General features: G+C 62.6%; 22 protein-coding genes. 11 read left to right on the plus strand and 11 right to left on the minus strand.

Going from position 1 to position 21,362, the window contains the following annotated elements; all coding sequences use genetic code 11:
• The 3 genes from nrdA to yfaE all read left to right on the plus strand — a co-directional run.
• A partial coding sequence (gene nrdA / locus CAK78_RS23205; RefSeq protein WP_254924819.1) for a class 1a ribonucleoside-diphosphate reductase subunit alpha occupies window positions 1-1,329 on the plus strand: 1,329 nt, incomplete at its 5' end.
• Between the two features lie 65 nt (window positions 1,330-1,394).
• The gene (gene nrdB, locus CAK78_RS17670) at window positions 1,395-2,528 is read left to right on the plus strand and encodes a class Ia ribonucleoside-diphosphate reductase subunit beta (RefSeq protein WP_010634046.1); all 1,134 of its coding nucleotides are present in this window, start codon (window positions 1,395-1,397) and stop codon (window positions 2,526-2,528) included.
• Window positions 2,525-2,845 carry a class I ribonucleotide reductase maintenance protein YfaE gene (yfaE, locus tag CAK78_RS17675; RefSeq protein ID WP_176452844.1) on the plus strand — a complete coding sequence of 107 codons (321 nt, stop codon included), beginning with the start codon at window positions 2,525-2,527 and terminating at the stop codon, window positions 2,843-2,845. Before nrdB ends, yfaE begins: the two co-directional genes overlap by 4 nt.
• A 133-nt stretch (window positions 2,846-2,978) precedes the next feature.
• On the opposite strand, the gene mltA is transcribed toward yfaE, so the two are convergent.
• The gene (mltA, locus tag CAK78_RS17680; RefSeq protein ID WP_094698142.1) at window positions 2,979-4,130 is read right to left on the minus strand and encodes a murein transglycosylase A; all 1,152 of its coding nucleotides are present in this window, start codon (window positions 4,128-4,130) and stop codon (window positions 2,979-2,981) included.
• A 150-nt stretch (window positions 4,131-4,280) separates the two neighbouring features.
• On the opposite strand from mltA, the gene CAK78_RS17685 reads away from it, so the two are divergent.
• Entirely contained in the window at window positions 4,281-4,532 is a 252-nt protein-coding gene (locus CAK78_RS17685; RefSeq protein WP_017780135.1) for a DUF1289 domain-containing protein, read from the plus strand.
• A gap of 94 nt (window positions 4,533-4,626) precedes the next feature.
• Here CAK78_RS17685 and fruA read toward each other — a convergent pair whose 3' ends face one another.
• From fruA to fruB, 3 genes are read right to left on the minus strand one after another with little or no spacing between them, the layout of a single operon-like run.
• Window positions 4,627-6,363: a PTS fructose transporter subunit IIBC gene (fruA, locus tag CAK78_RS17690; RefSeq protein ID WP_094698143.1), complete on the minus strand. Its 1,737-nt coding sequence runs from the start codon at window positions 6,361-6,363 to the stop codon at window positions 4,627-4,629.
• On the minus strand, window positions 6,360-7,349 hold the full coding sequence (pfkB, locus tag CAK78_RS17695; RefSeq protein WP_094698144.1) for a 1-phosphofructokinase: 990 nt from the start codon (window positions 7,347-7,349) through the stop codon (window positions 6,360-6,362). Before pfkB ends, fruA begins: the two co-directional genes overlap by 4 nt.
• Complete coding sequence (gene fruB / locus CAK78_RS17700; protein ID WP_094698145.1) at window positions 7,349-8,449, minus strand: fused PTS fructose transporter subunit IIA/HPr protein; 1,101 nt, start codon at window positions 8,447-8,449, stop codon at window positions 7,349-7,351. Before fruB ends, pfkB begins: the two co-directional genes overlap by 1 nt.
• Window positions 8,450-8,754: 305 nt before the next feature.
• Here fruB and cra point away from each other — a divergent pair, with 305 nt between their 5' ends.
• The 3 genes from cra to CAK78_RS17715 all read left to right on the plus strand — a co-directional run bounded on the left by cra (window position 8,755) and on the right by CAK78_RS17715 (window position 12,071).
• Window positions 8,755-9,741, plus strand: coding sequence for a catabolite repressor/activator (gene cra / locus CAK78_RS17705; protein ID WP_017764556.1), 987 nt, complete (start codon window positions 8,755-8,757; stop codon window positions 9,739-9,741).
• Between the two features lie 300 nt (window positions 9,742-10,041).
• Window positions 10,042-11,235, plus strand: a complete 1,194-nt coding sequence (locus tag CAK78_RS17710; RefSeq protein ID WP_094698154.1) for an aromatic amino acid transport family protein — start codon at window positions 10,042-10,044, stop codon at window positions 11,233-11,235.
• Between the two features lie 170 nt (window positions 11,236-11,405).
• The gene (locus tag CAK78_RS17715; RefSeq protein WP_094698146.1) at window positions 11,406-12,071 is read left to right on the plus strand and encodes a hypothetical protein; all 666 of its coding nucleotides are present in this window, start codon (window positions 11,406-11,408) and stop codon (window positions 12,069-12,071) included.
• A gap of 203 nt (window positions 12,072-12,274) precedes the next feature.
• On the opposite strand, the gene CAK78_RS17720 is transcribed toward CAK78_RS17715, so the two are convergent.
• Entirely contained in the window at window positions 12,275-13,681 is a 1,407-nt protein-coding gene (locus CAK78_RS17720; RefSeq protein ID WP_094698147.1) for a DEAD/DEAH box helicase, read from the minus strand.
• Between the two features lie 324 nt (window positions 13,682-14,005).
• Between CAK78_RS17720 and CAK78_RS17725 the strand changes: the two genes are divergently transcribed.
• A complete protein-coding gene (locus CAK78_RS17725) occupies window positions 14,006-14,827 on the plus strand; it encodes a substrate-binding periplasmic protein (RefSeq protein WP_094698148.1) in 822 nt (273 codons plus the stop codon).
• Between the two features lie 87 nt (window positions 14,828-14,914).
• On the opposite strand, the gene aroC is transcribed toward CAK78_RS17725, so the two are convergent.
• Both aroC and prmB read right to left on the minus strand, forming a co-directional pair.
• Window positions 14,915-16,003: a chorismate synthase gene (aroC, locus tag CAK78_RS17730; RefSeq protein ID WP_005300590.1), complete on the minus strand. Its 1,089-nt coding sequence runs from the start codon at window positions 16,001-16,003 to the stop codon at window positions 14,915-14,917.
• Between the two features lie 12 nt (window positions 16,004-16,015).
• A complete protein-coding gene (gene prmB / locus CAK78_RS17735) occupies window positions 16,016-16,951 on the minus strand; it encodes a 50S ribosomal protein L3 N(5)-glutamine methyltransferase (protein ID WP_094698155.1) in 936 nt (311 codons plus the stop codon).
• A 65-nt stretch (window positions 16,952-17,016) separates the two neighbouring features.
• Here prmB and smrB point away from each other — a divergent pair, with 65 nt between their 5' ends.
• Window positions 17,017-17,541 (plus strand): endonuclease SmrB, encoded by a 525-nt coding sequence (smrB, locus tag CAK78_RS17740; protein WP_017764564.1) that lies wholly within the window; start codon window positions 17,017-17,019, stop codon window positions 17,539-17,541.
• Window positions 17,542-17,653: 112 nt separating this feature from the next.
• On the opposite strand, the gene CAK78_RS17745 is transcribed toward smrB, so the two are convergent.
• On the minus strand, window positions 17,654-18,064 hold the full coding sequence (locus tag CAK78_RS17745; protein ID WP_094698149.1) for an SRPBCC family protein: 411 nt from the start codon (window positions 18,062-18,064) through the stop codon (window positions 17,654-17,656).
• Between the two features lie 211 nt (window positions 18,065-18,275).
• Here CAK78_RS17745 and CAK78_RS17750 point away from each other — a divergent pair, with 211 nt between their 5' ends.
• Window positions 18,276-19,571 (plus strand): sensor domain-containing diguanylate cyclase, encoded by a 1,296-nt coding sequence (locus CAK78_RS17750; protein WP_094698150.1) that lies wholly within the window; start codon window positions 18,276-18,278, stop codon window positions 19,569-19,571.
• A 47-nt stretch (window positions 19,572-19,618) separates the two neighbouring features.
• On the opposite strand, the gene CAK78_RS17755 is transcribed toward CAK78_RS17750, so the two are convergent.
• From CAK78_RS17755 to CAK78_RS17765, 3 genes are all read right to left on the minus strand, one after another.
• Entirely contained in the window at window positions 19,619-20,248 is a 630-nt protein-coding gene (locus CAK78_RS17755) for a histidine phosphatase family protein (protein WP_094698151.1), read from the minus strand.
• A gap of 49 nt (window positions 20,249-20,297) precedes the next feature.
• On the minus strand, window positions 20,298-20,696 hold the full coding sequence (locus tag CAK78_RS17760; protein ID WP_094698152.1) for a GFA family protein: 399 nt from the start codon (window positions 20,694-20,696) through the stop codon (window positions 20,298-20,300).
• A 136-nt stretch (window positions 20,697-20,832) separates the two neighbouring features.
• Window positions 20,833-20,961, minus strand: coding sequence for a VOC family protein (locus CAK78_RS17765; RefSeq protein WP_094698153.1), 129 nt, complete (start codon window positions 20,959-20,961; stop codon window positions 20,833-20,835).
• 140 nt (window positions 20,962-21,101) lie between these two features.
• On the opposite strand from CAK78_RS17765, the gene CAK78_RS17770 reads away from it, so the two are divergent.
• Window positions 21,102-21,362, plus strand: a 261-nt coding sequence (locus tag CAK78_RS17770; protein WP_141214196.1) for a transposase, incomplete at its 3' end; no start/stop codon positions are given.

The raw sequence follows: 21,362 nt of genomic DNA on the forward strand, positions 1-21,362 counted from the left end.
CTGCTGGTACTGAAGAACAACCGCGGCGTGGAAGAGAACCGGGTCCGCCACATGGACTACGGCGTGCAGATCAACAAACTGATGTACCAGCGCCTGATCAAGGGTGGCGACATCACCCTGTTCTCCCCGTCCGATGCGCCGGGTCTGTACGATGCCTTCTTCGCGGATCAGGACAAGTTCGAAGAGCTCTACGTCAAGTACGAGCAGGATCCGAGCATTCGCAAGAAGACCCTCAAGGCGGTGGATCTCTTCTCCCTGATGATGCAGGAGCGCGCCGGCACCGGTCGCATCTACATCCAAAACGTGGACCACTGCAACACCCACAGCCCGTTCGATCCGAGCGTGGCGCCGGTGCGCCAGTCCAACCTCTGCCTCGAAATTGCGCTGCCTACCAAGCCGCTCAACAACGTGGATGACGAGGATGGCGAGATCGCCCTGTGCACCCTGTCGGCCTTCAACCTGGGCGCCATCGAGAAGCTGGAAGATCTGGAAGAGATGGCCGAGCTGGCCGTGCGCGCCCTGGATGCCCTGCTCGACTATCAGGACTACCCGCTCAAGGCCGCCAAGAAGGGCAGCATGAACCGTCGTACCCTGGGGATCGGCGTCATCAACTACGCCTACTACCTGGCGAAGAACGGTGCCCGCTACTCCGACGGTTCTGGTCTCGCGCTGACTCACCGCACCTTCGAGGCGATCCAGTACTACCTGCTGAAGGCCTCCGTGCAGCTGGCCCGCGAGTTCGGCCCCTGCCCGGCCTTCAACGAAACCACCTATGCCCAGGGGATCCTGCCCATCGATACCTATAAAAAGGATCTGGACAACCTGTGCAACGAGCCGCTGCACCTGGACTGGGAAACCTTGCGCGAGGAGATCCGCACCGTGGGTCTGCGCAACTCCACCCTGACCGCCCTGATGCCGAGCGAGACCTCCAGCCAGATCTCCAACGCCACCAACGGCATCGAGCCGCCGCGCGGCCTGGTCTCTGTCAAGGCCTCCAAGGATGGCATCCTCAAGCAGGTGGTGCCCGAGTATGACCGCCTGAAGGATCAATACGAACTGCTCTGGAAGCAACCGAGCGTCGATGGTTACCTGCAGCTGGTCGGTATCATGCAGAAGTTCGTGGATCAGGCGATCTCCGCCAACACCAACTATGATCCCGCCCGTTTCGAAGGCAACAAGGTACCGATGAAGCAGCTGCTCAAGGACTTGCTGACCGCCTACAAATACGGCCTCAAGACCCTGTACTATCACAACACCCGTGATGGTGCGGACGATGCCCAGACCGATCTGCAAGATGACGGTTGTGCCGGCGGCGCCTGCAAGATCTGATGAACCGGGCGGGAGCGACAAGCTCCCGCCCTCCTGTTTCCCCTACTTCGCGATATTCGACAACCATGGCCTATTCAACTTTCTGCCAGACCCAAAACGACCAGCTCAAGGAGCCGATGTTCTTCGGCCAGTCGGTCAACGTGGCCCGTTATGACCAGCAAAAACACGAAGTGTTCGAGCGCCTGATCGAGAAACAGCTCTCCTTCTTCTGGCGCCCGGAAGAGGTGGACGTCTCCCACGACCGCATCGACTTCCAGGCCCTGCCGCCCCACGAGCAGCATATCTTCATCTCCAACCTGAAGTACCAGACCCTGCTGGACTCCATCCAGGGTCGCAGCCCCAACGTGGCGCTGCTGCCGCTGGTCTCCATTCCGGAGCTGGAAACCTGGATCGAGACCTGGGCTTTCTCCGAGACCATCCACTCGCGCTCCTACACCCACATCATCCGCAACATCGTCAACACCCCCGCCCAGGTGTTCGACGACATCGTCACCAACGAGCAGATCCTGAAGCGCGCCGGCTCCATCAGCCACTTCTACGACGATCTGATTGAAGCGACCGCGCTCTACCACCTGCACGGTGAAGGCACCCATCAGGTGGCCGGCCGCGAGGTGACCATCACATTGCGCGAGCTCAAGAAGAAGCTCTACCTGTGCCTGATGAGCGTCAACGCGCTGGAAGCGATCCGCTTCTACGTCAGCTTCGCCTGCTCCTTCGCCTTCGCCGAGCGCGAGCTGATGGAGGGCAACGCCAAGATCATCAAGATGATCGCCCGCGACGAAGCGCTGCACCTGACCGGTACCCAGCACATGCTGAACCTGATGCGCAGCGGCCAGGACGACCCCGAGATGGCCGAGATCGCCCGCGAGTGCGAGCAGGCCTGCTTCGATCTGTTCAAGGAAGCCGCCATCCAGGAGAAGGAGTGGGCCGAGTACCTGTTCCAGGACGGCTCCATGATCGGTCTGAACAAGGACATCCTCTGCCAGTACGTGGAGTACATCACCAACCTGCGGATGGCCGCCGTCGGCCTGCAGCCGGCCTTTGCCGGCGCCAAGCAAAACCCGATCCCCTGGATCAACACCTGGCTCTCCTCCGACAACGTGCAGGTCGCCCCGCAGGAAGTGGAAGTGAGCTCCTACCTGGTGGGTCAGATCGACAGCGAAGTGAACGCCGAAGACCTGGGTGATTTCGAGCTGTGAGTGACGCCACCGGCACGCTGACCCCTGCCCTGCACGCCGCCCCCGCCAAGAGCGAGACGGGCGCACCGCAGGTACACACCCGGGATGGCGTGCTGCACGCCCACCCCGGCGAGAGCGTGCTGGAGACCCTGGAGCGTCACGGTCATCACGTGGAGTTCCAGTGCCGCAGCGGCTATTGCGGCGCCTGCCGCACCCCGCTGCTGGCAGGCAAGGTGCACTATGCTGCCGTGCCGCTCGCCTTTGTCTCCCAGGGAGAGTGCCTGCCCTGCTGCTGCAAGCCGGTGGGCGCCATCCGGCTCGACATCAAGAAGGGTTGAAACCACTCCTTCTTGATATGTCCAGGCTCGCATCGCCAAACAAAAAGCCGCCGGATTGCTCCGGCGGCTTTTTTACATCCATCCCTATGCCTTGTGGGCGGGCGGCTGATGTGCCACCCGCCCCCACAAAGCCTTACAGCCAGGGCGCGGCGGTCGGCCCATGGTGCAGACCCAGCTTCCAGACCCGGCCGAAGTGCTTGTAGTGACCGGCCGCGACACCGGCCTTCTCGCCCATGCCGTGGTAGAGGTCGAGGTGGCCCTTCTTCACCGCTCCGCCCACATCCAGCGCGATCAACAGCCGCAGCTGATGCTTGCCGGTCCAGTTGCCCTCTTTGTCCAGCAGCGGTACCTCCGCCAGGATCGGCGTGCCCATCGGCAGCAGGGTCTTGTCAGCGGCCACCGCCGCCATCGGCAGCAGCGGAATGCCGGCGGCCCCGATCACGTCGTTGGTGGGGCGACGCTCGAAGAAGACATAGGAGGGGTTCTGCTCCACCAGCTCCTTGACGCTCTCCTCCGGCTGACGGTTGGCCCACTCCTTGATGGCCTTCATGGACATCTGCTCCCTGGGCACTTCGCCACGATCGATCAGCACCCGGCCGATGCTGACGTAACCGTGACCGTTCTTGCCGCTGTAGCCCAGATATTGCAGCCTGTCGTCGTCACCATAGTGGACGAAGCCCGAGCCCTGCACGTCCATCAGGAAGTTGTCGATGAGAGACTTGCTGTAGCCCAGCTCCAGCCCGCGGTTGGCCAGCGCCCCCTGATGGATCTGGGCCCGGGTCGGACAACGACTGCCGCAGTTGGGCATGGCGTAGATGGGGTACTTGTATTTCGCATCCGGGCGGTGGCGCACCTCCAGCACCGGCGAGTAGTAACCGGTGAAGAGCACGTTACCCATCCGATCCGAGCCCCCCAGCTGGGCCAGACTGATGCCATAACGGGTAATTTGAGCGGGATCGCCGCCATTGGCCACCCAGCGGGAGAGCTGGTGATAGAGTTCGCCATAGCGGCGGGTCATCTTGCCGGAGCGCTCCAGCACCAGCCGGCTCTGGGGGCCGAACTTGCTGTAGTCGGCGCGGGCGCGACTGTTGACGCGCTCAACCCGCACCAGATCGTCGGGCAGCATGCCGTCCAGATACTGCTTGCCCAGATTTTCTGGCACCTCGCAGTTGAGAAAACATCTGGCATCGGGTTTGTTTTTGGGCACCTGGGCTTGCTCAGAGTTGCCCGCACAACCGGCCAACCCCAGCACAGCGGCGGTCAGCCAGTACGCGTGTTTATTCATATGTCCTCATATAACACCAAGCGTCATGTTCGGCGGGGAAGATGCCAAATTTGCAGGGGGAAAGCAAACGCCTTCAAGCCTGCGACGACGGATTTCTCCAAAGGGGATCTTCTGAGTTATAACAAGGTAACAGGGTGTGAGGGGCCATGGATGGAACAGCTCGAGATCTTCCCGCTGCAGAGCCCCTGCATCGGGGTCTGTGAAGTGAACAACAAGGGCTACTGCAAGGGGTGTCTGCGCAGCCGCGAAGAGCGTTTCAACTGGCTTACCATGACCCCGGCCCAGCAGCAGGAGGTGATGCGCCTGTGCCGGGGCCGCAAGGCGCGGGTGGAAGCGGCCCGCCGCAAAGCGCTGGAGGCAGCCCAGAACGAACCGCAAGAGCAACCGGGTTGGGATTTCTAGTTTCTCCCCCTCCTCCTTTCACGACAAACATAAAAAAGCGGCCCGCAGGCCGCTTTTCTTTTATGACACTATGACTGTTGCCGGATAGCAAGGCTTATGCCGTGGCCAGCTTGGCCTGCTCTTCGCCGCGTTTGAGCATGGCGTAAGCCACCCCGGTCAGCAGCGACCCCGCCGCAATCGCCACGATATACATCATGACGTTGCTGATGGCGTTCGGGATAAACAGCACGAACAGACCGCCGTGGGGCGCCATCAGCTCGCAGCCGAACAGCATGGAGAGCGCACCGGTCAGGGCGCCACCCGCCATGCAGGCCGGGATGACGCGCATCGGATCCTTGGCGGCAAACGGGATGGCCCCCTCGGAGATGAAGCACAGACCCAGCACGAAGGAGGCCTTGCCCGCTTCCTGCTCCGCCTTGATGAACTTGGTACGGGCCAGGAAGGTGGCGATCCCCATCCCCAGTGCCGGCACCATGCCGGCGGCCATCACGGCTGCCATGGGAGCGTAGGTCTTGGAGGCCAGCAGGCCGACCCCGAAGGCGTAGGCCGCCTTGTTGACCGGGCCGCCCATGTCAAAGCACATCATGGCGCCAATGATGACCCCCAGCAGCACGGCGTTGGCAGAGCCCATGTTGTTGAGGAACTCGGTCATGGCATTCATGATGCCGGCCACCGGGCCACCCACCACGTAGATCATCACCAGACCGGTAAACAGGCTGGCAAAGAGCGGAATGATCAGGATGGGCTTGAGCGCTTCCAGGGTTACCGGCAGACGCACCTTGTCGCTCAGGTACTTGGCGCTGTAACCGGCCAGGAAACCGGCGACTATGCCGCCAAGGAAACCGGCACCCAGCGAGCTTGCCAGCATGCCGCCGATCATGCCGGGGGCGAGACCTGGGCGGTCAGCGATGGAGTAGGCAATGTAGCCGGCCAGCACCGGGATCATCAGGGCGAAGGCGGAGCCGCCACCGATCTTCATCAGGGCTGCGGCCAGGGTGCCTTCCACCTTGAACGCCTCGATCCCGAACACGAACGAGAGCGCGATGATAAGGCCGCCCGCCACCACCATGGGCAGCATGAAGGAGACCCCGGTCAGCAGGTGCTTGTAGGGGCCTGCTTTCTCCTCTTTCTTGGGTTGGCTGGCGCCGCTGTGACGATAGGTCTTGGCCTCGTCCCAGGCCTTGTCGAGCTCGGTACGGGTCTTCTTGAGCGCCGCGCCCGTGCTGGTGCGATAGACAGGCTTGCCGTCGAAACGGGCCATGTCCACTTCGATGTCGGTGGCGAGGAACACCAGATCCGCGGATGCAATCTCCTCGGCGGTCAGGGCGTTCTGGGCACCGACCGAGCCTTGGGTTTCGACGCGGATCTGATGACCCAGCTGTTTGGCCATGGTCTCCAGCGCTTCTGCCGACATAAAGGTGTGAGCCACCCCGGTCGGACAGGCAGTCACCGCCACGATACGCTTGCCAGCGGCGGCCGGTTTTGCGGCAGCATTGGCAACGGCGGAGGCGGCTTGATGGCGATAGACGCTGGCGCCGCTGGCGGCGGCTTCCAGCAAGGCGGCGGGATCCTGCAGGGCGAGATCCATGCTGCCCTGATAGACCCGCTTGCCGTCATAGGCGGCGAGATCCACCGGGGCACTGGCGACAACCAGCACCAGGTCGGCCGCGGCAATCTGCTCCTTGCTCGGTACCTGGCGGGGCTGCACGCTGGAGCCGACGTCGAGGGTGAGCTCCCAGCCTGCCAGTTTGGCCTGCTGTTCTATCCGTTTTGCAGCGAGAAAGCTGGTGGCAATGCCCGCCGGGCAAGCCGTAACCAAGATTGCTTTCATTGGGCATCTCCTGAGTTTTCCATTGAGGGGGTATTGCAATGAACCGGTGCCAGCACATCCAGACGCTCTACGCGCACCTGCTCGAGCAAGGGGTCGAGCACACTGATATCGTCAAAGCCGACCGCCACCTGGCTGACCGCCAGCGCCGAGACGGCGGTGGCGAGGCGCAGGGTCTGCTCCGGCGTCCAGCCAAGGCTGAGGCCATGGGCGAGACCAGCCACCAGGGAGTCGCCGGCACCGACCGTGCTGACTACCTGCATGCGCGGCGGAATGGCTTGCCAGACGACATCCGGTGCAAACCAGATGAGACCGTCGGCGCCGTTGGAGATCACCACGTTGGGGATCCCGCTGGCCTGCAGCGCGCGGGCACACTCGGCCTGCTCGCTCAGGGTCTTGATGGGGCGGCCGGCCCACTGGCCGAGCTCTTCCAGGTTGGGTTTGACCAGGGTCGGCGCCGCCTTGATCCCTTCGCTCAACGCCGCGCCGCTGCAATCAAAGATCACCTGTTTGCCCTTGGCCTTGAGCAGGCGAATGAGACGTGCGCAGTAATCGGGGGCCACCCCTTTGGGCAGGCTGCCCGCCAGCACGAACCAGTTGGCATGGGGTGCCAGCTCGTCGATGGCACCTTCCAGGGCGCTTACTTCACCCTCATGGATGGAGAGCCCCGGCAGATTGAGATCGGTGACCCGGCCGGATTGCTCGGAGATCTTGACGTTGATGCGGGTGCTGCCCGCCACGCGCACAAAGTGATCGGCCAGGGCACGCTCGGCAAACAGGGAGACGAAGCTCTGCTGGTTATCGGCGCCAAGCCAGCCGGTGACACCCACCTCGCGGCCCAGATCGCCAAGCACCATGGCCACGTTGATCCCCTTGCCGGCGGCACGCAGGTTCGCCTCGCTCACCAGGTTTACCTCGCCCAGGCTCATCGCCTCCAGACGGGCGGTGAGATCGAGCGCAGGGTTGAGGGTGATGGTCACTATGTCCATCAGTGTGCCCCCTCTCCCAGCCCGGCCGCAATGGCGGCGCCTATGCCCTTGAGGGCCGCTTCGGCGTCAGCCCCTTCGGCGCGAAACGCCAGACGATGGCCACACTTGACGCCAAGACCGATCACCTTCATCAGGCTCTTGGCGGAGACCGCCTCGCCGCTGCCATCCAGGTTCGCCACCCGAATGTCGGATTCATACTCTTTGGCCACCTTGACCAGCATGGCGCCCGGACGGGCGTGCAGACCGTGGGGGTTGATGATGGTGAAGGTTTCACTAAGACCGCTCGCCGGGCCCGCTTGCAACATGGCCAGCCCCTCGCTACCTGCCAAGGTGGCGAGCTGACCGGCAGCCGCCAGTTTGGCCAGGTTGTCGAGCTGCGCCAGATGGCCGCTATCTGCGGCGCACAGCAACAGCAGGGCGCTGACCGGCAGCTCCCCGGCGTTCAGTGCAGTGCTAGGCGTGGCCAGCACCCAGCCGGTCTGGGCGGCTTGTGCCCGGGCCAGCCAAATGCCCTCGCCCAGATAGGCGGGGTCGCTTGCCAAGAGCGCCGTCACCATGGCGGCATCGCCCCAGCCGGCGGATTTGGCGCGGGCGGCGGCGCCCAGCAGCAGCTGGTCGCGATCGTCCGCCGGGAAGTCCGCCAGGCTCAGGAACTGCACCTCTTTGGGCGCCGTGGCACCGGTCAGGATGTTGATGATGGTGTCGGCATCGGTGGCCTCTTTCAATTGTGCCGCTGCCTGCTCATCACCCAGCACGTGGGTGAGCTGGCGCAAAATGCCCAGATGCTCGTCAGATTTGGCGGCGATGCCGATGGCGACATAGGCGATCTGCCCCTCATCCCACTCGATGCCATTGGGGAACTGGGCCACCATGACGCCGGTGCTCTTCACCAGATGCCGGGTGTCGGTGGTGCCGTGGGGAATGGCGATGCCGCTGCCAAGGTAGGTGGCGTGCTGTGCTTCGCGGGCCAGCATGCCATCTACATATCCTGCCTCCACCAGACCGGCTTCGGTCAGTTTGCCTGCCAACAGGGCAATGGCTTCGGCCTTGGTCGCCACCGACTGCCCCAGCAGGATCTGCTGTCGCGCCAACTTCAACATAGATATTCTCCATCAGGTGCCGGGCGGCCTGACCGTACCGGCGCATCAAACATAACCATTCGTGCCACTCGCCTGCTGACAATAGACCGGATTGCATCCCTTCGGGAGCCATGCCGGGTTTTTATGCCCGGACATCGATTGTCTGCTGACAAGCCGAATCGTTTCACCTACACTCAGACTGAATCGTTTCAGCGAATTGATCAAGTACCCACAAAGAGTGCTTTTCAATGATATGATCCCGCGCACACTTTTCGGTGCCCTCACCAGGCAGTGCCCGTGGGCCTTGCAACTCAAACAGAGCCAATATGATGAAACTGGATGAAATCGCCGCCCTCGCCGGTGTCTCGCGCACCACGGCCAGCTATGTGATCAACGGCAAGGCCGATCAATACCGCATCAGTCAGGCCACCCGCGACAAGGTGATGGCGGTGGTCACCGCCCACAACTACCAGCCGGACAGCCGCGCCGCTTCCCTGCGTGGCGGCCAGACCAGAACCCTGGGCTTTATCCTGCCTGACCTGGAGAACGCCAGTTACGCCAAGCTCGCCAAACGGCTCGAACAAGGGGCGCGGGTACAGGGTTATCAGCTGCTGATCGTCTGCTCGGAGGATGACCCCGCCACCGAGAAGGAGCTGGCCGAAATGCTGGCCAGCCGCCACGTGGATGCGCTGCTGGTGGCCAGTTGCCTGCCGCCCGAAGATCCCTTCTACCTCGGCCTGCAGACGCGCGGCATCCAGGTGCTCGCCATCGACCGGGCCATGGCAGCCGACAAGTTCGTCACCGTCGCCAGTGAAAACCAGAAGGCGAGCTTTGATCTCACCGCCTCCCTGCTCTCGCCGGCAATCACGCACATCGCCCTGATCACCGCGCTGCCGGCGCTCACGATCAGCCGTGAACGCAAAGCAGGCTTCGAGCAGGCCGTCGCCAGCCACAGCACGGCCTGCCATCTGTGTGAAGGGGCCCATTTCTCCCGCGCCGAGGGCTACCGCCTGATCAAGACGCTGCATCAGCAGCTCGGCCAGCTGCCCCAGGCACTGGTGGCGACCTCCTACATCCTGATGGAGGGGGTACTCGACTATCTGCTGGAGCAGGAGACCGACATGAGCCGGCTGGCCATGGCCACCTTCGGCGACGATCGCCTGCTCGATTTCCTCCCCTTCGGCATCAACTCCCTGCCCCAGCAGCACGATGCCCTCGCCAGCCAGGCGCTGGAGCTGGCCCTCAAGGCGATTGGTGGTGAATACCAGTGCGGGCTCCACTATGTGAGCCGCACCCTCAAACGCCGCCGCTGATCCCCTCTCCATGGCGCGCCGCTGCGGCCTCCCTCGCAGCGGCGCGTTTTTTCACCAGTCCAAAACCATATCTGTCATCATTTATTTCCACATATTCTGCCAACCCAGTACAAAATCCGCTTTTTCAGGCTTGTTTCCACCATTTTGATCCGTTAACTTGGCAACTAACTTTTACAACCACAGGTTTTTCGTAACGATGGGTTCACTCCGATATTGCTAGCCTCCGGTCTCGACCCCGGAGGCGCCTTACACACCTTTGCCCGCTGCGCATCGCGCAGTTTCTCGATTCGGATGGACACCATGAACACCAAAACCCTGGGATGTACCCTGTTGATTGCCGGCACCACCATAGGCGCCGGCATGCTGGCCCTGCCGCTGGCATCCTCCTCCCTTGGCGGGCCCGCCACCCTGCTGCTGATGATCGGCCTCTGGGCCCTGATGGCCTTTACCGCCATGCTGCAGGTGGAAGCCAGCCTCAGCACCGGCAAGTGGTACCTGCACCAGCTGGCGGATCACCTGCTCGGCCCCTGGGGCAAGCGCATTGCCTCCTTCTGCATCCTGATGCTGTTCTACTCGCTGGCCTCCGCCTACATCAGCGGTGGCAGCAGCCTGCTGGCCCAGGCGCTGGCCGATGCCGGCCTGCCCCTCAGTCAGGAGCAGGCGGCCTGGGCCTTTACCCTGCTGTTTGGCGGCATGGTCTGTGTCGGCACCAAGCAGGTGGATTACCTCAACCGGCTGATGTTCACCGTCAAGCTGGTGATCATGGTGGCGGTGCTGGCGCTGCTGCTGCCGCGCACCGAAGGGCAGCACCTGCTCTCCCTGCCGCTGGGTCAGGGGCTGTTGCTGGCGGGTCTGCCGGTCATCTTCACCTCGTTCGGTTTTCACGGCTCCATCCCGAGCGTAATGCTCTACCTGGGGGACTGCCCCAAGCAGCTGCGTCGGGTCTTCGTGTGGGGATCCGCCCTGCCGCTCATCCTCTACGTGCTGTGGCAGGTCGCCATCCTGGGTCTGCTGGGTCAACAAGCCCTGCTGCAGAGCGGTGGCGCGCTGGACAGCCTGCTGGCCAACGTCGGCAAGCTGGTAAGCTGGCCCGCCTTCAACCAGGCCATGCACCTGTTTGCCGATCTGGCGCTGGCCACCTCCTTCCTCGGGGTGACCCTGGGGCTGTTTGACTTCATGGCCAAGGTGACCCGTCGCAAGGACAACTGGCAGGGCCGCACCCAGACCGGCCTCATCACCTTCGTGCCGCCCCTGCTGTTTGCCCTCTACTTCCCGCAGGGCTTCATCATGGCGCTCGGCTACGCCGCCATTGCGCTGGCGATACTGGCGGTGCTGCTGCCGGTGGCCCTGGTGTGGCAGAGCCGCAAGCAGGCCGAGACGCACCACTACCGCGCCCCGGGTGGCGTGCTGGCCCTGGGCCTGGCCGGCGCCATGGGTGTGCTGATCGTCGGGGTGCAGGTGAGCGTCAGCATGGGGCTGCTGCCAGCGCTCTAAGCCAGAACCAGTAATCCTCCAATGACAAGGCCCCGCCAACAGATGTTGGCGGGGCCTTCAGTTATAAAATCAAGCAACTGAACGGAAGATGGTTCACCACTCTCTCCTGACCGGGGCCAGTGGGAGTTCAGCTACGCTTTTTTCATACAAAATTGCGTGGAGAGCGAGATATGAAGTGGGCTGGCTGGTGGCTACTGTGGTGCCTTAACCCGATAGCAAATGGTACTCCCCTGTCGCTGACCGCGCCCACCGAGTATGTCGTCCTGTTGCGCCCCTTCTATGAAGAGTGGTTTGGCAAGGCCAAGGTCGACTTCATCTTAATCCCCTGCACTTTCGCCCGCTGTCGCAAGCTGATCGACTCGGATAGCGCCATCGACGGGGATATTGCCCGGATCAAGGGGTTTGAGCATACCAGACCGCAAATGATCCCGGTCGGCACGGCGATTGGCGAGGTTACCATCTATGCCCAAGGCAAAAGGGATGCCAGTTGGCCACCCGTCAGCGGTGATCGGGTGGGCTGCTTGCGCGGCATTCAGTGGTGCAGCAGCTATCTCGACAGCCAGCATATTGTCTGGTTCAACGACGAGAAGCAGGGTGTAGCGCTGCTCCAGCACGGTAGGACCGACTGGGTGATCCGGCTGCTCCCCACCAACCAATCCCCTCTTGCGGCGCCTTGGAAACGGGTCGCCGATATCGAGGTCTATCTTTACCTCAACAAGCAGAACCAACAGGCTATCTCCTCTCTGGTGGCAGCGCAGCAGCAGCTGATCGCCAGCGGCCGCTGGCAACAGATGCAGGAGCGTTATCTCTCCGCCCTGCTGACCCCCATGCACTGAAGAACACCCGCACAGGGTTAACGCCCCGTCGGCGCCTGCCAACCCCCCCCTCACGAAACAGGATGCCTCCTGATGCCGCCTCTGTTCTTGCCATCTCGGCACGCCTCGTCGACAACATTGTGTTAGCCGACCAAGCAAAAAGCCCCGTCAGACTGGCGGGGCTTTTTACATCAACCGAGGGGGAGAGCTGGCTCCCTGGCCGCTTACTGGTTATGGGTAGAACGGCGCGGACGACGAGCCTGGGCCGGTTTGCCGGCACCATCGGCCGGACGCTGGCCACCCTGGGGCTTGGGCTTGCCGCCGTTGCCAGTGCGATTGCCACCACCGTTACCACCGGCGCCATTGCCGGAGCGACCGGCACCTTGACGCAGGCCTTGACCTTGCGGACGCGGCGCACGGCGCTGCTCGCTCGGATCGCGCGGCTCTTTGCGCAGCGGCGCACCGATGCCACGGGCGATGTTGTCCAAGGTCTCGCGGGAGGCTTCGAAGCCGGCCACCTGCTCGCAGGGGATGCTCTGCTTGGTCAGCCGCTCGATGGCCTTGATGAGCTTGCCCTCGTCTGCCGCCACCAGGGAGATGGCGTGACCGGCGGCGCCGGCACGGCCGGTACGGCCGATACGGTGCACGTAATCTTCCGCCACGTTCGGCAGCTCGAAGTTCACTACCTGGGGCAGCTTGTCGATGTCGAGGCCGCGGGCGGCGATGTCGGTCGCGACCATGACGCGCACACTGCCATCCTTGAAGCCGGACAGGGCGCGGGTACGGGCCCCTTGGCTCTTGTTGCCGTGGATGGCGGCGGCGCTGATGCCGTCTTTCTCAAGCTTCTCGGCAACCCGGTTGGCAATGTGCTTGGTACGGGTAAAGACCAGCACCTGCTGCCAGTTGTTGCTGGAGATGAGGTGGCTCAGCAGGGCAATCTTGTTGGCCTTGTCGCACGGGTGCACCAGCTGCTCGATGCGCTCGGCTGTGCTGTTGCGCGGGGTCACTTCGATCACCGCCGGGTTGTCCAGGAGGCCAGTGGCCAGCTCACGGATTTCGTCGGCGAAGGTGGCGGAGAAGAGCAGGTTCTGACGCTTTTTCGGCAACAGAGCCAGGATGCGGCGGATGTCGCGGATAAAGCCCATGTCAAGCATGCGGTCCGCTTCGTCCAGCACCAGGATTTCCACTTCGTCGAACTTGACGGCGTTCTGGTTGTAGAGATCCATCAGGCGGCCCGGGCAGGCCACCAGCACGTCCAGACCACGGCGAGTCGCCATCATCTGCGGGTTGATGCTCACGCCGCCAAATACCACGTGGCTGCGGATCGGCAGGTGCTTGCCGTAGTTGCGCACGCTCTCGCCCACCTGGGCAGCCAGCTCGCGGGTCGGAGTCAGCACCAGGGCACGGATGCGGTTCGGGGAGACCTTGCGCTTGCTCTCGGTCAAGCGTTGCAGCATCGGCAGGGTGAAACCTGCGGTCTTGCCGGTCCCGGTCTGGGCTGCCGCCATCAGATCACGGCCAGCCAGTACCGCCGGGATCGCTTGTTGCTGAATGGGTGACGGGGTGTCGTAGCCTTGCTCGGCAACGGCACGCAACAAGGGTTCGGCCAGACCGAGGGAAGTAAAACTCATAGTTACCTGCTAGGGATAGGGGCGCCGGGGATCCGTGATGGGGCTCCTCTGCTGAGCCGATGCCATCTCGCCAGATCCGGGCCTGTTGAGAACACAACGATTTCCCCGGGGAGCAGAGCAAAGGGGAAAGAATAGGGGCGCAGTCTAACGGAGTTATTGAGGAGAAACGAGAAAAATGTGATGTTCCTCCCAGCATGTTTGCCAAAAGCCGGTCACCGTCCCGCCGAGAAAAGCCGTTCAAGAACTCATTCGAATCAGGCTATGCTTGATGCCAGACCATGGCGTCGCCGCCGCGGCGATCCTGCAACAAGGAGGTTCAGGTTCATGCGTGTTCATTTTCTGCCTGCCGGCCGCTACTGGCTGTTGCTGCTGATGCTTGCCCTCACTCTGCCGCTGCAGGCCAACCCCAGGTTGTCCGTCGCCTGGGGTCACTGGCCACCGTTCAGCTACATCAATGCTCAGGGGACACTGGATGGGCTGGACGTGAGCCTGACCCGCCAGATCCTGGCCCAGGCGGGGCTTGCGCCCCGCTTTCGCAACCTGCCCTGGGCCCGGGCCCTTCATCTAATAGAGCAGCAGCAACTCGATCTCGCCATGGGGGCGCTCGATACGCCGGAGCGGCGCGCCTTCGCCCGCTTCTCGGCCCCCTATCGGCGCAGCACCTTCGTGCTGCTGAGCAGCGATCCCATTCCGGGCCAGCGTGAACCCTGGCAGGATGTGCAGAGCCTGCAGGGGCTCTGCCAGCAAAGCCAGCTGCGCCTTGGCAAGCTGCGCGGCACCCGGCCGACCCAGCTGATGGCATCCTGCCCGGCCCTGAAACAGGCGAGTGAATACAACAGCGACGATCGGTTGATCGATCTGCTGCTGGCCCGCCGCCTCGACGGCATCATCGTCGAGTGGCAATACGCCCGTTATCGCTTGCAGCAGCTGGGAGCCGACGGTTTTATCCACTGCCAGCTGCTGCTCCACCACCAGCCGGTCAGCCTGATGTTTGCCAACAGCGCCATCGATGACGACACCCTGGCCCGGGTCGATGCGGCGATCGCCCACCTGCCGCCGGCAAGCGGCAACCCCACCCCGCCCACCTGCCGACTCGACAACCCGGCGGCCGACACGTCCCCCGGCCCAATCGCCAAGAGGGGATGAATGGCCATCAAAAAGGCGACCCTGAGGTCGCCTTTTCATTGTGTCTGCGGTAGCGCCACTCGATCAGCCGAGTGGTGAACAGGCCGATCAGCGCAGCTGCGGAGTATGCGTCAGCACGCCCTGGTTCTGGGCACGGTGGCGCAGCAGGTGATCCATCAACACCAGGGCCAGCATCGCCTCGGCGATGGGCACGGCGCGAATGCCGACGCAAGGATCGTGGCGACCCTTGGTGATCATCTCGATGGCCTCGCCTTCGGTATTGATCGTTTTGCCCGGCACCGTGATGCTGGAGGTGGGCTTTAAGCCTAAGCTCACCACGATATCCTGACCCGACGAGATGCCGCCCAGAATGCCGCCCGCATGGTTGCTGGCAAAGCCGGCCGGGGTCATCTCGTCGCGATGCTCGGAGCCTTTTTGCTCCACCACCGCGAACCCGTCACCGATCTCCACCCCTTTCACCGCATTGATGCCCATCATGGCGTGGGCGATGTCGGCGTCGAGACGATCGAACACCGGCTCCCCCAAGCCCACTGGCACATTGCTGGCGATGACCTGCACCTTGGCACCGATACTATTGCCCTCTTTCTTCAGGTCGCGCATGTATTGGTCGAGCGCTTCCAGCTTGCCCGCATCGGGGAAGAAGAAGGGATTCTGCTCGATCTGCGCGGCATCGAAGGCTTCGGCCTTGATGGGGCCGAGCTGGGAGAGAAAACCGGTGATCTCGATGCCGTGTACCTGTTTCAGGTACTTCTTGGCAATGGCCCCCGCCGCCACCCGCATGGCGGTTTCACGGGCGGAGGAGCGACCGCCGCCGCGATAGTCGCGCTGGCCGTACTTCTGGTGATAGGTGTAATCGGCGTGGCCCGGACGGAACAAGTCCTTGATGTCGGAGTAGTCCTTGGAGCGCTGATCGGTGTTCTCGATCAAGAGACCGATGGAGGTGCCTGTGGTCTTGCCCTCGAACACCCCGGAGAGGATCTTCACCTCGTCCGGCTCGCGGCGCGGCGTGGTGTAGCGGGAGGTGCCGGGCTTGCGCCGGTCCAGATCCCCCTGCAGATCCGCCTCGCTTATCTCAAGCCCCGGCGGGCAACCGTCGACCACGGCGCCCAGCGCCAGGCCGTGGCTCTCGCCGAAGGTGGTAACCCGAAAGAGTTGGCCGAAACTGTTCCCTGCCATGCTTGCTCCTGCTTAGCTCTTGTAAATCGCGAAATGGTCCTGGTACTGCACCAGCTCGGCACGGGTCATCACGAACACGCCGTGACCACCGTTCTCGAACTCCACCCAGGTGAAGGGCACGTCAGGGAACTGGGCTTCCAGATGGATCATGCTGTTGCCCACCTCGACCACCAGCACGCCATCGTCTTTCAGGAAATCGGCGGCATTGGCCAGCAGGCGCTTGGTGAGCTTGAGGCCGTCGGAGCCGGAGGCCAGCGCCAGCTCGGGTTCGTGGCGAAACTCGTCCGGCAGATCCGACATGTCTTCGGAATCCACGTAGGGCGGGTTGGAGACGATGAGATCGTACTTGTCGCCGACCGGCAGATCGCGGAACAGATCGGAGCGGATCGGAATGACCTGCTGCTCCAAGCCGTGATCGTTGATGTTGCGCTCGGCCACGTTGAGGGCATCGACACTGATGTCGATGGCATCCACTTCCGCTTCCGGGAACTCGTGGGCCATGATGATGGCGATGCAGCCGGAGCCGGTGCAGAGATCCATGATCCGGGTCGGTTCGTCTTTCAGGAAGGGGGCGAAGCGGTTGGCCACCATCTCGGCGATGGGGGAGCGGGGAATGAGCACCCGCTCGTCCACGTAGAACACCCAACCGGCATACCAGGCCTTGTTGGTCAGGTAGGGGGCGGGAATGCGCTCCTGCACGCGGCGGATGATGAGCTCGGCGATGCGGTGCCGTTCGCTGGTGGTCAGGCGGGAGTGGCGCATGGCCGGATCCACGTCCGGCGGCAGATGTAGCGCGGGCAATACCAGCTGCACGGCCTCATCCCAGGCGTTGTCGGTACCATGTCCGTAGAAGATTCCGGCGTCGTTGAAACGACTCATGGCCCAGCGCAACATGTCCTGGATGGTGTGCATCTCGGCAACCACCTCATCGATAAATATCTTGTCCAAATCCACCTCCAAGTCGAGTAATATCCGGCCCGAGAATTCTATACAGCGAGCAAGACGAGTACCTGATGAAAAAAACGCCCTCACCGACAGACGAGGAAACCCTGCTGTTCCGCGATGCGATAAAAGGTACCCGGAAAATCAAGCAAGATACCATAAGGGCCGAGTTACGCCCGGTCAAGCAGAAACGCGAAATGCGTGAGAGCCGCGAATCCCTTGGGGTTGACCACTATTTCAGCGATGAATACCAGCCCCATCTGGAAGAGGATGGACCGACCCGTTACGTGCGCGAAGATGTGTCGAAATTCGAGCTGAAAAAGCTCAAGCGCGGCAGCTATCCGCCGGAGATCTACCTGGACCTGCACGGCATGAACCAGCAGCAGGCCAAACAGGAGCTGGCGGCCCTGCTGACCCTCTGCCGACGCGAGAACATTCACGTCGCCTCTGTGATGCACGGCATCGGCAAACACATCCTCAAGCAGCGCATCCCGAGCTGGCTGGCCCAGCATCCCAATGTGCAGGCGTTCCATCAGGCCCCCCGCGAGTGGGGCGGTGACAGCGCCATCCTGGTGCTGCTGGACATCGAGGAGTAACGCCTTCGCGCCACCCGCCGGCAACGCCAGCGGTATGAGCCCCGCAATCAAGGCGCAATAAAAAACCACCGACGTCTGGCGGTGGTTTTTTATTGGTACTGGCACCTATCCCCTAGCCTGCCGCCTCCACGTAGCGCTTGAAGTTGTCGAGGATCCCCTGCCAGCCCGCCTGCTGCTGGGCCAGGGTGTGGCTCGACTCGGCATCGAAGGTCTCCTGCACCCGGGTGCCGCCCGCCTCGCTCGCAAACTGCACATCCACCTCGCGCCCGTCATCCATCAAGAACGAGAGGCGAGTCGGCGCCTCCACCCGGGTAAAGGTGCCGGTGAAATCAAAACCGGCGCTGCCGTCTTTGGCGGCTATGTGATGGCAAAAGCGCCCACCCACCACCAGATCGACCCGGCTGCTGGTGGTGTGCCAGTCGCTGGAGGCCGCGTTCCACTTGGCGATGCAGTCTGGATCGTTCCAGGCCCACCAGACCGCCTCTATCTCCTGCTCGATATGTGCCTCGATGCTGATCTTCATCTCCCCCTCCCTGCTTCGTTGCGCTGACCAGACCGCTGCGCCGGATCCGGTGCCGTTTGTAGATGCCCGCAAGTAAAGCCCAATCCGGGCCGACCGGCCAGTTTGCCAGAGCAAGCGCTCTGTGGCCGGCCCCTGCCCGGCTCCCGCCAACCGGGCATCAAAGCGGCCGCACTATACTGAATATCAATATGTTATTCGCCATGGAGGTTGCATGTTCACACAGGGTTCCCACGCCGATATCAAGTCCTCTCTCGATGCCATCGGTGCCGCCGTCGCGGTGTTTTCCCTCGACAAGGACGATCGCTTTACCCTCATCTCCGCCAACGACACCTTTGCCCAGGCTTTCGAGCTGGATGTGCTGGGCGGCATCGGCAAACGCCTGGGCGAGATGTTTCCCCGCTACATCACCGGCAGCATAGAGCAACCGATGCACGAGTGTGTGAGCCAGCAGACGGGGCTTGAGAGCGAGTTGCCCATCGACACCCTGTCGCGCACCAGCTGGTGGCGCTTTGTCATCTCCCCCATCATTCCCGAGCAGTCCCGCATCACCCGCATCATGGTCACCGCTATCGACATCACCGCCAAAAAGCAGCAGGAAGAGGCGCTCAAGATGAGCCGCAAGCGCTTCGAGGCGGTGGTCAACTCCGCCTATGACGGCATCATCAGCGTCAGCAGCGAGTCGCGCATCGAGCTTATCAACACCGCCGCCTGCGAGATGTTCGGGGTGGACGAAAGCTACCTCGGCAAACGGCTGGAGACCCTGCTGCCCCAGCGCTTTCGGGCCAACCACGACGGCTATTTCAAGGCGTTCAGCAACTCCCCCATCAACTCGCGTCCCATGCACGCCCGCGCCTCCGTGATGGGGCTGCGCCGCGACGGCAGCGAATTTCCGCTGGAGGTGACCATCGCCAAGATCAACCTGGGCCAGACCACCGAGATGACCGCCATCCTGCGGGACATCTCGGAGCGGGCCAAGCTGGTGGAGGAGCTCAAGGTGGCGGCCACTACGGATCCCCTCACCGGAATCGCCAACCGGCGCCGCTTCGATGAACTGGTCAAGCTGGAGATGCAGCGCTGCCAGCGTTTCAGTCACACCATGAGCCTGCTGCTGATCGACATCGATCACTTCAAGCAGATCAACGACACCTATGGCCATCAACAGGGCGATCAGGCCATCTTGAGCCTGGTCAGGCGGGTTGCCAAACAGCTGCGGGAGGTGGACATGCTGGGCCGCTGGGGCGGCGAGGAGTTCATCGTATTGCTGCCGGAAACCTCGCTGGAGCTGGCCTGGGCCAGTGCGGAGCGGATCCGCCTCGCCGTCGAGTCGCAGCTGCATCAGCTGGGCGCAGGCACCGAGGTGCCGCTAACCATCAGCGTCGGCATCAGTGCCAGTCTGGGCCCGCAGGATACGGTGGAACGCATGGTGCGCCGGGCCGATACCGCCCTCTATCTGGCCAAGAAACAGGGGCGCAACTGCTCAAGGAAGGCGCTGCCAGATTCCCCCTGATAGGCGATGCCACGCCTGATAGACAATCATCAGGCCTGGCGCCTTCCTCAATTCAAGGTAGCGAGACCATGTTCACTGCCCGGCCGGGCAAAGAGACGCAGCGGCCCGCCAGCGTCGTCACATGCCAGCGACACCTCCAGCAGGGCTCCGTTGGCCAGCTGCCACTCGAAGAAGTCGTCAAATCCCGCCACGGTCAGCGCCCGGATCACCTTGGCCACCACGCCGTGCGCCACCAGTAACACCCGCTCCTGATGGCAACTCTGCGCCAGTTCCGCCAGTCCCTGCCCGACCCGGGCAATGACTTCGTCCAGCGATTCGCCGCCGGGCGGTGCCTCGGCCCAGCACCGGGTGATGTTGCGGGCCCACAGCGCAGGATAACGCGCCCGCGCCTCTTGCTGGGTCAGCCCCTCGAACACCCCGACATGGCGCTCGCGAAACGCGGGGGCGAACGTCACCGGCAACGCCAATTCACTCGCCACCAGGGCCGCGCTCTGCCGTGCCCGCAGCAAGGGGGAGCTCAGCAGCCGCTGAAACGGAGCCTGCGCCAAGGCCAGCGCCCTTGCCTGGGCGCTGATCTGGGCCACCCCGGTGTCGCTCAGACCGATATCCAGCGCCCCCTGATAGCGCTCCTCGGCATTGGCCGGGGTTTGCCCGTGGCGCATCACTACCAATTGCATGGTCTGTTCCTTTGATTGCGGCCGATGCTCGCGCGGCCTCGCCCCGTTCTCACGGCTTGGGGGCAAACTGCTCGAACACCTGCTGACCGGTCAGGGTCGGTGTCTCGTTTTTCAGCTCGTAGAAATCGGGCTTCTCGTCGATGAAGATCTGGCTCGCCAGCTGGAAGGGTTCGCTCTGAAACAGGCCGGCCGGCACTATGTACTCATCCGTCGGCAACAGGTGATAGAAAAGGTGGGTACCGCAGGTGGGGCAAAATCCTCGCTCCGCCCACTCCGAGGAGCGATAGGCCACCGGGGTGAGCCCGCTAAAGTGCACCTCCTTGCCGCAGTGCACCGCAAACAGCGGGCCGCCCGACCAGCGCCGACAGGTGCTGCAGTGGCACAACCCCACCTCCTTATGATCGCCGGCCGAGACCTCAATCCCGCCACACAGACAATGTCCCTTCATCACTGCTCCTTGCGTCTTGTTGTCGCTTGTCGTCGCTGACCTGACCACGCCATTGCGGCCCCTGCCGGATCAGATGAGTACCATGTTGCGCCCTCGTCGGCCACCGTCCCCATCACAAAACCGGCTGCGAGATGACTCACGAGGCCGGCGGCCAGCGCTCCTGCAATGCAATCCGGTTGCCTTCCGGGTCCTGAAATTTGGCCACCTTGATGCCCTCCCCGACCTCTGTCAGCGGGACTTCGACATGCACGGCAATAGTGAACATGAGGTTGCTCCCTGATGTTTCCTCATTTGCGCGGTGATGCCTTATGACGGGATAGTGACCAATTCTTTTCCTGATTACCCATGATTAGCAGTCACCCCGAACTATACTGATCTTATGCACAGTTATCGAGGAGCGAGATCATGGCCAAAAGCAAAGTCCAATTCCAGAAAGGCTACAGCCTGTTTGAGCTTCTCAAGGACTATGGCACTGAAGCTCAGTGCGAAAACGCGTTGTTCACTTGGCGTTTTCCTCACGGCTTTGTCTGCCCTGAATGTGCCAACAAGACCTGTTGTCACCTGAAAAGTCGGCCACGCGTGCTGCAATGCAATCACTGCCATCACCAGATGTCATTGACTGGGAACACTATTTTCGCAAACACCAAGCTCCCGCTGACCAAGTGG

It is taken from the genome of Aeromonas sp. A35_P (assembly GCF_002259925.1).
Taxonomy (GTDB): domain Bacteria; phylum Pseudomonadota; class Gammaproteobacteria; order Enterobacterales; family Aeromonadaceae; genus Aeromonas; species Aeromonas dhakensis.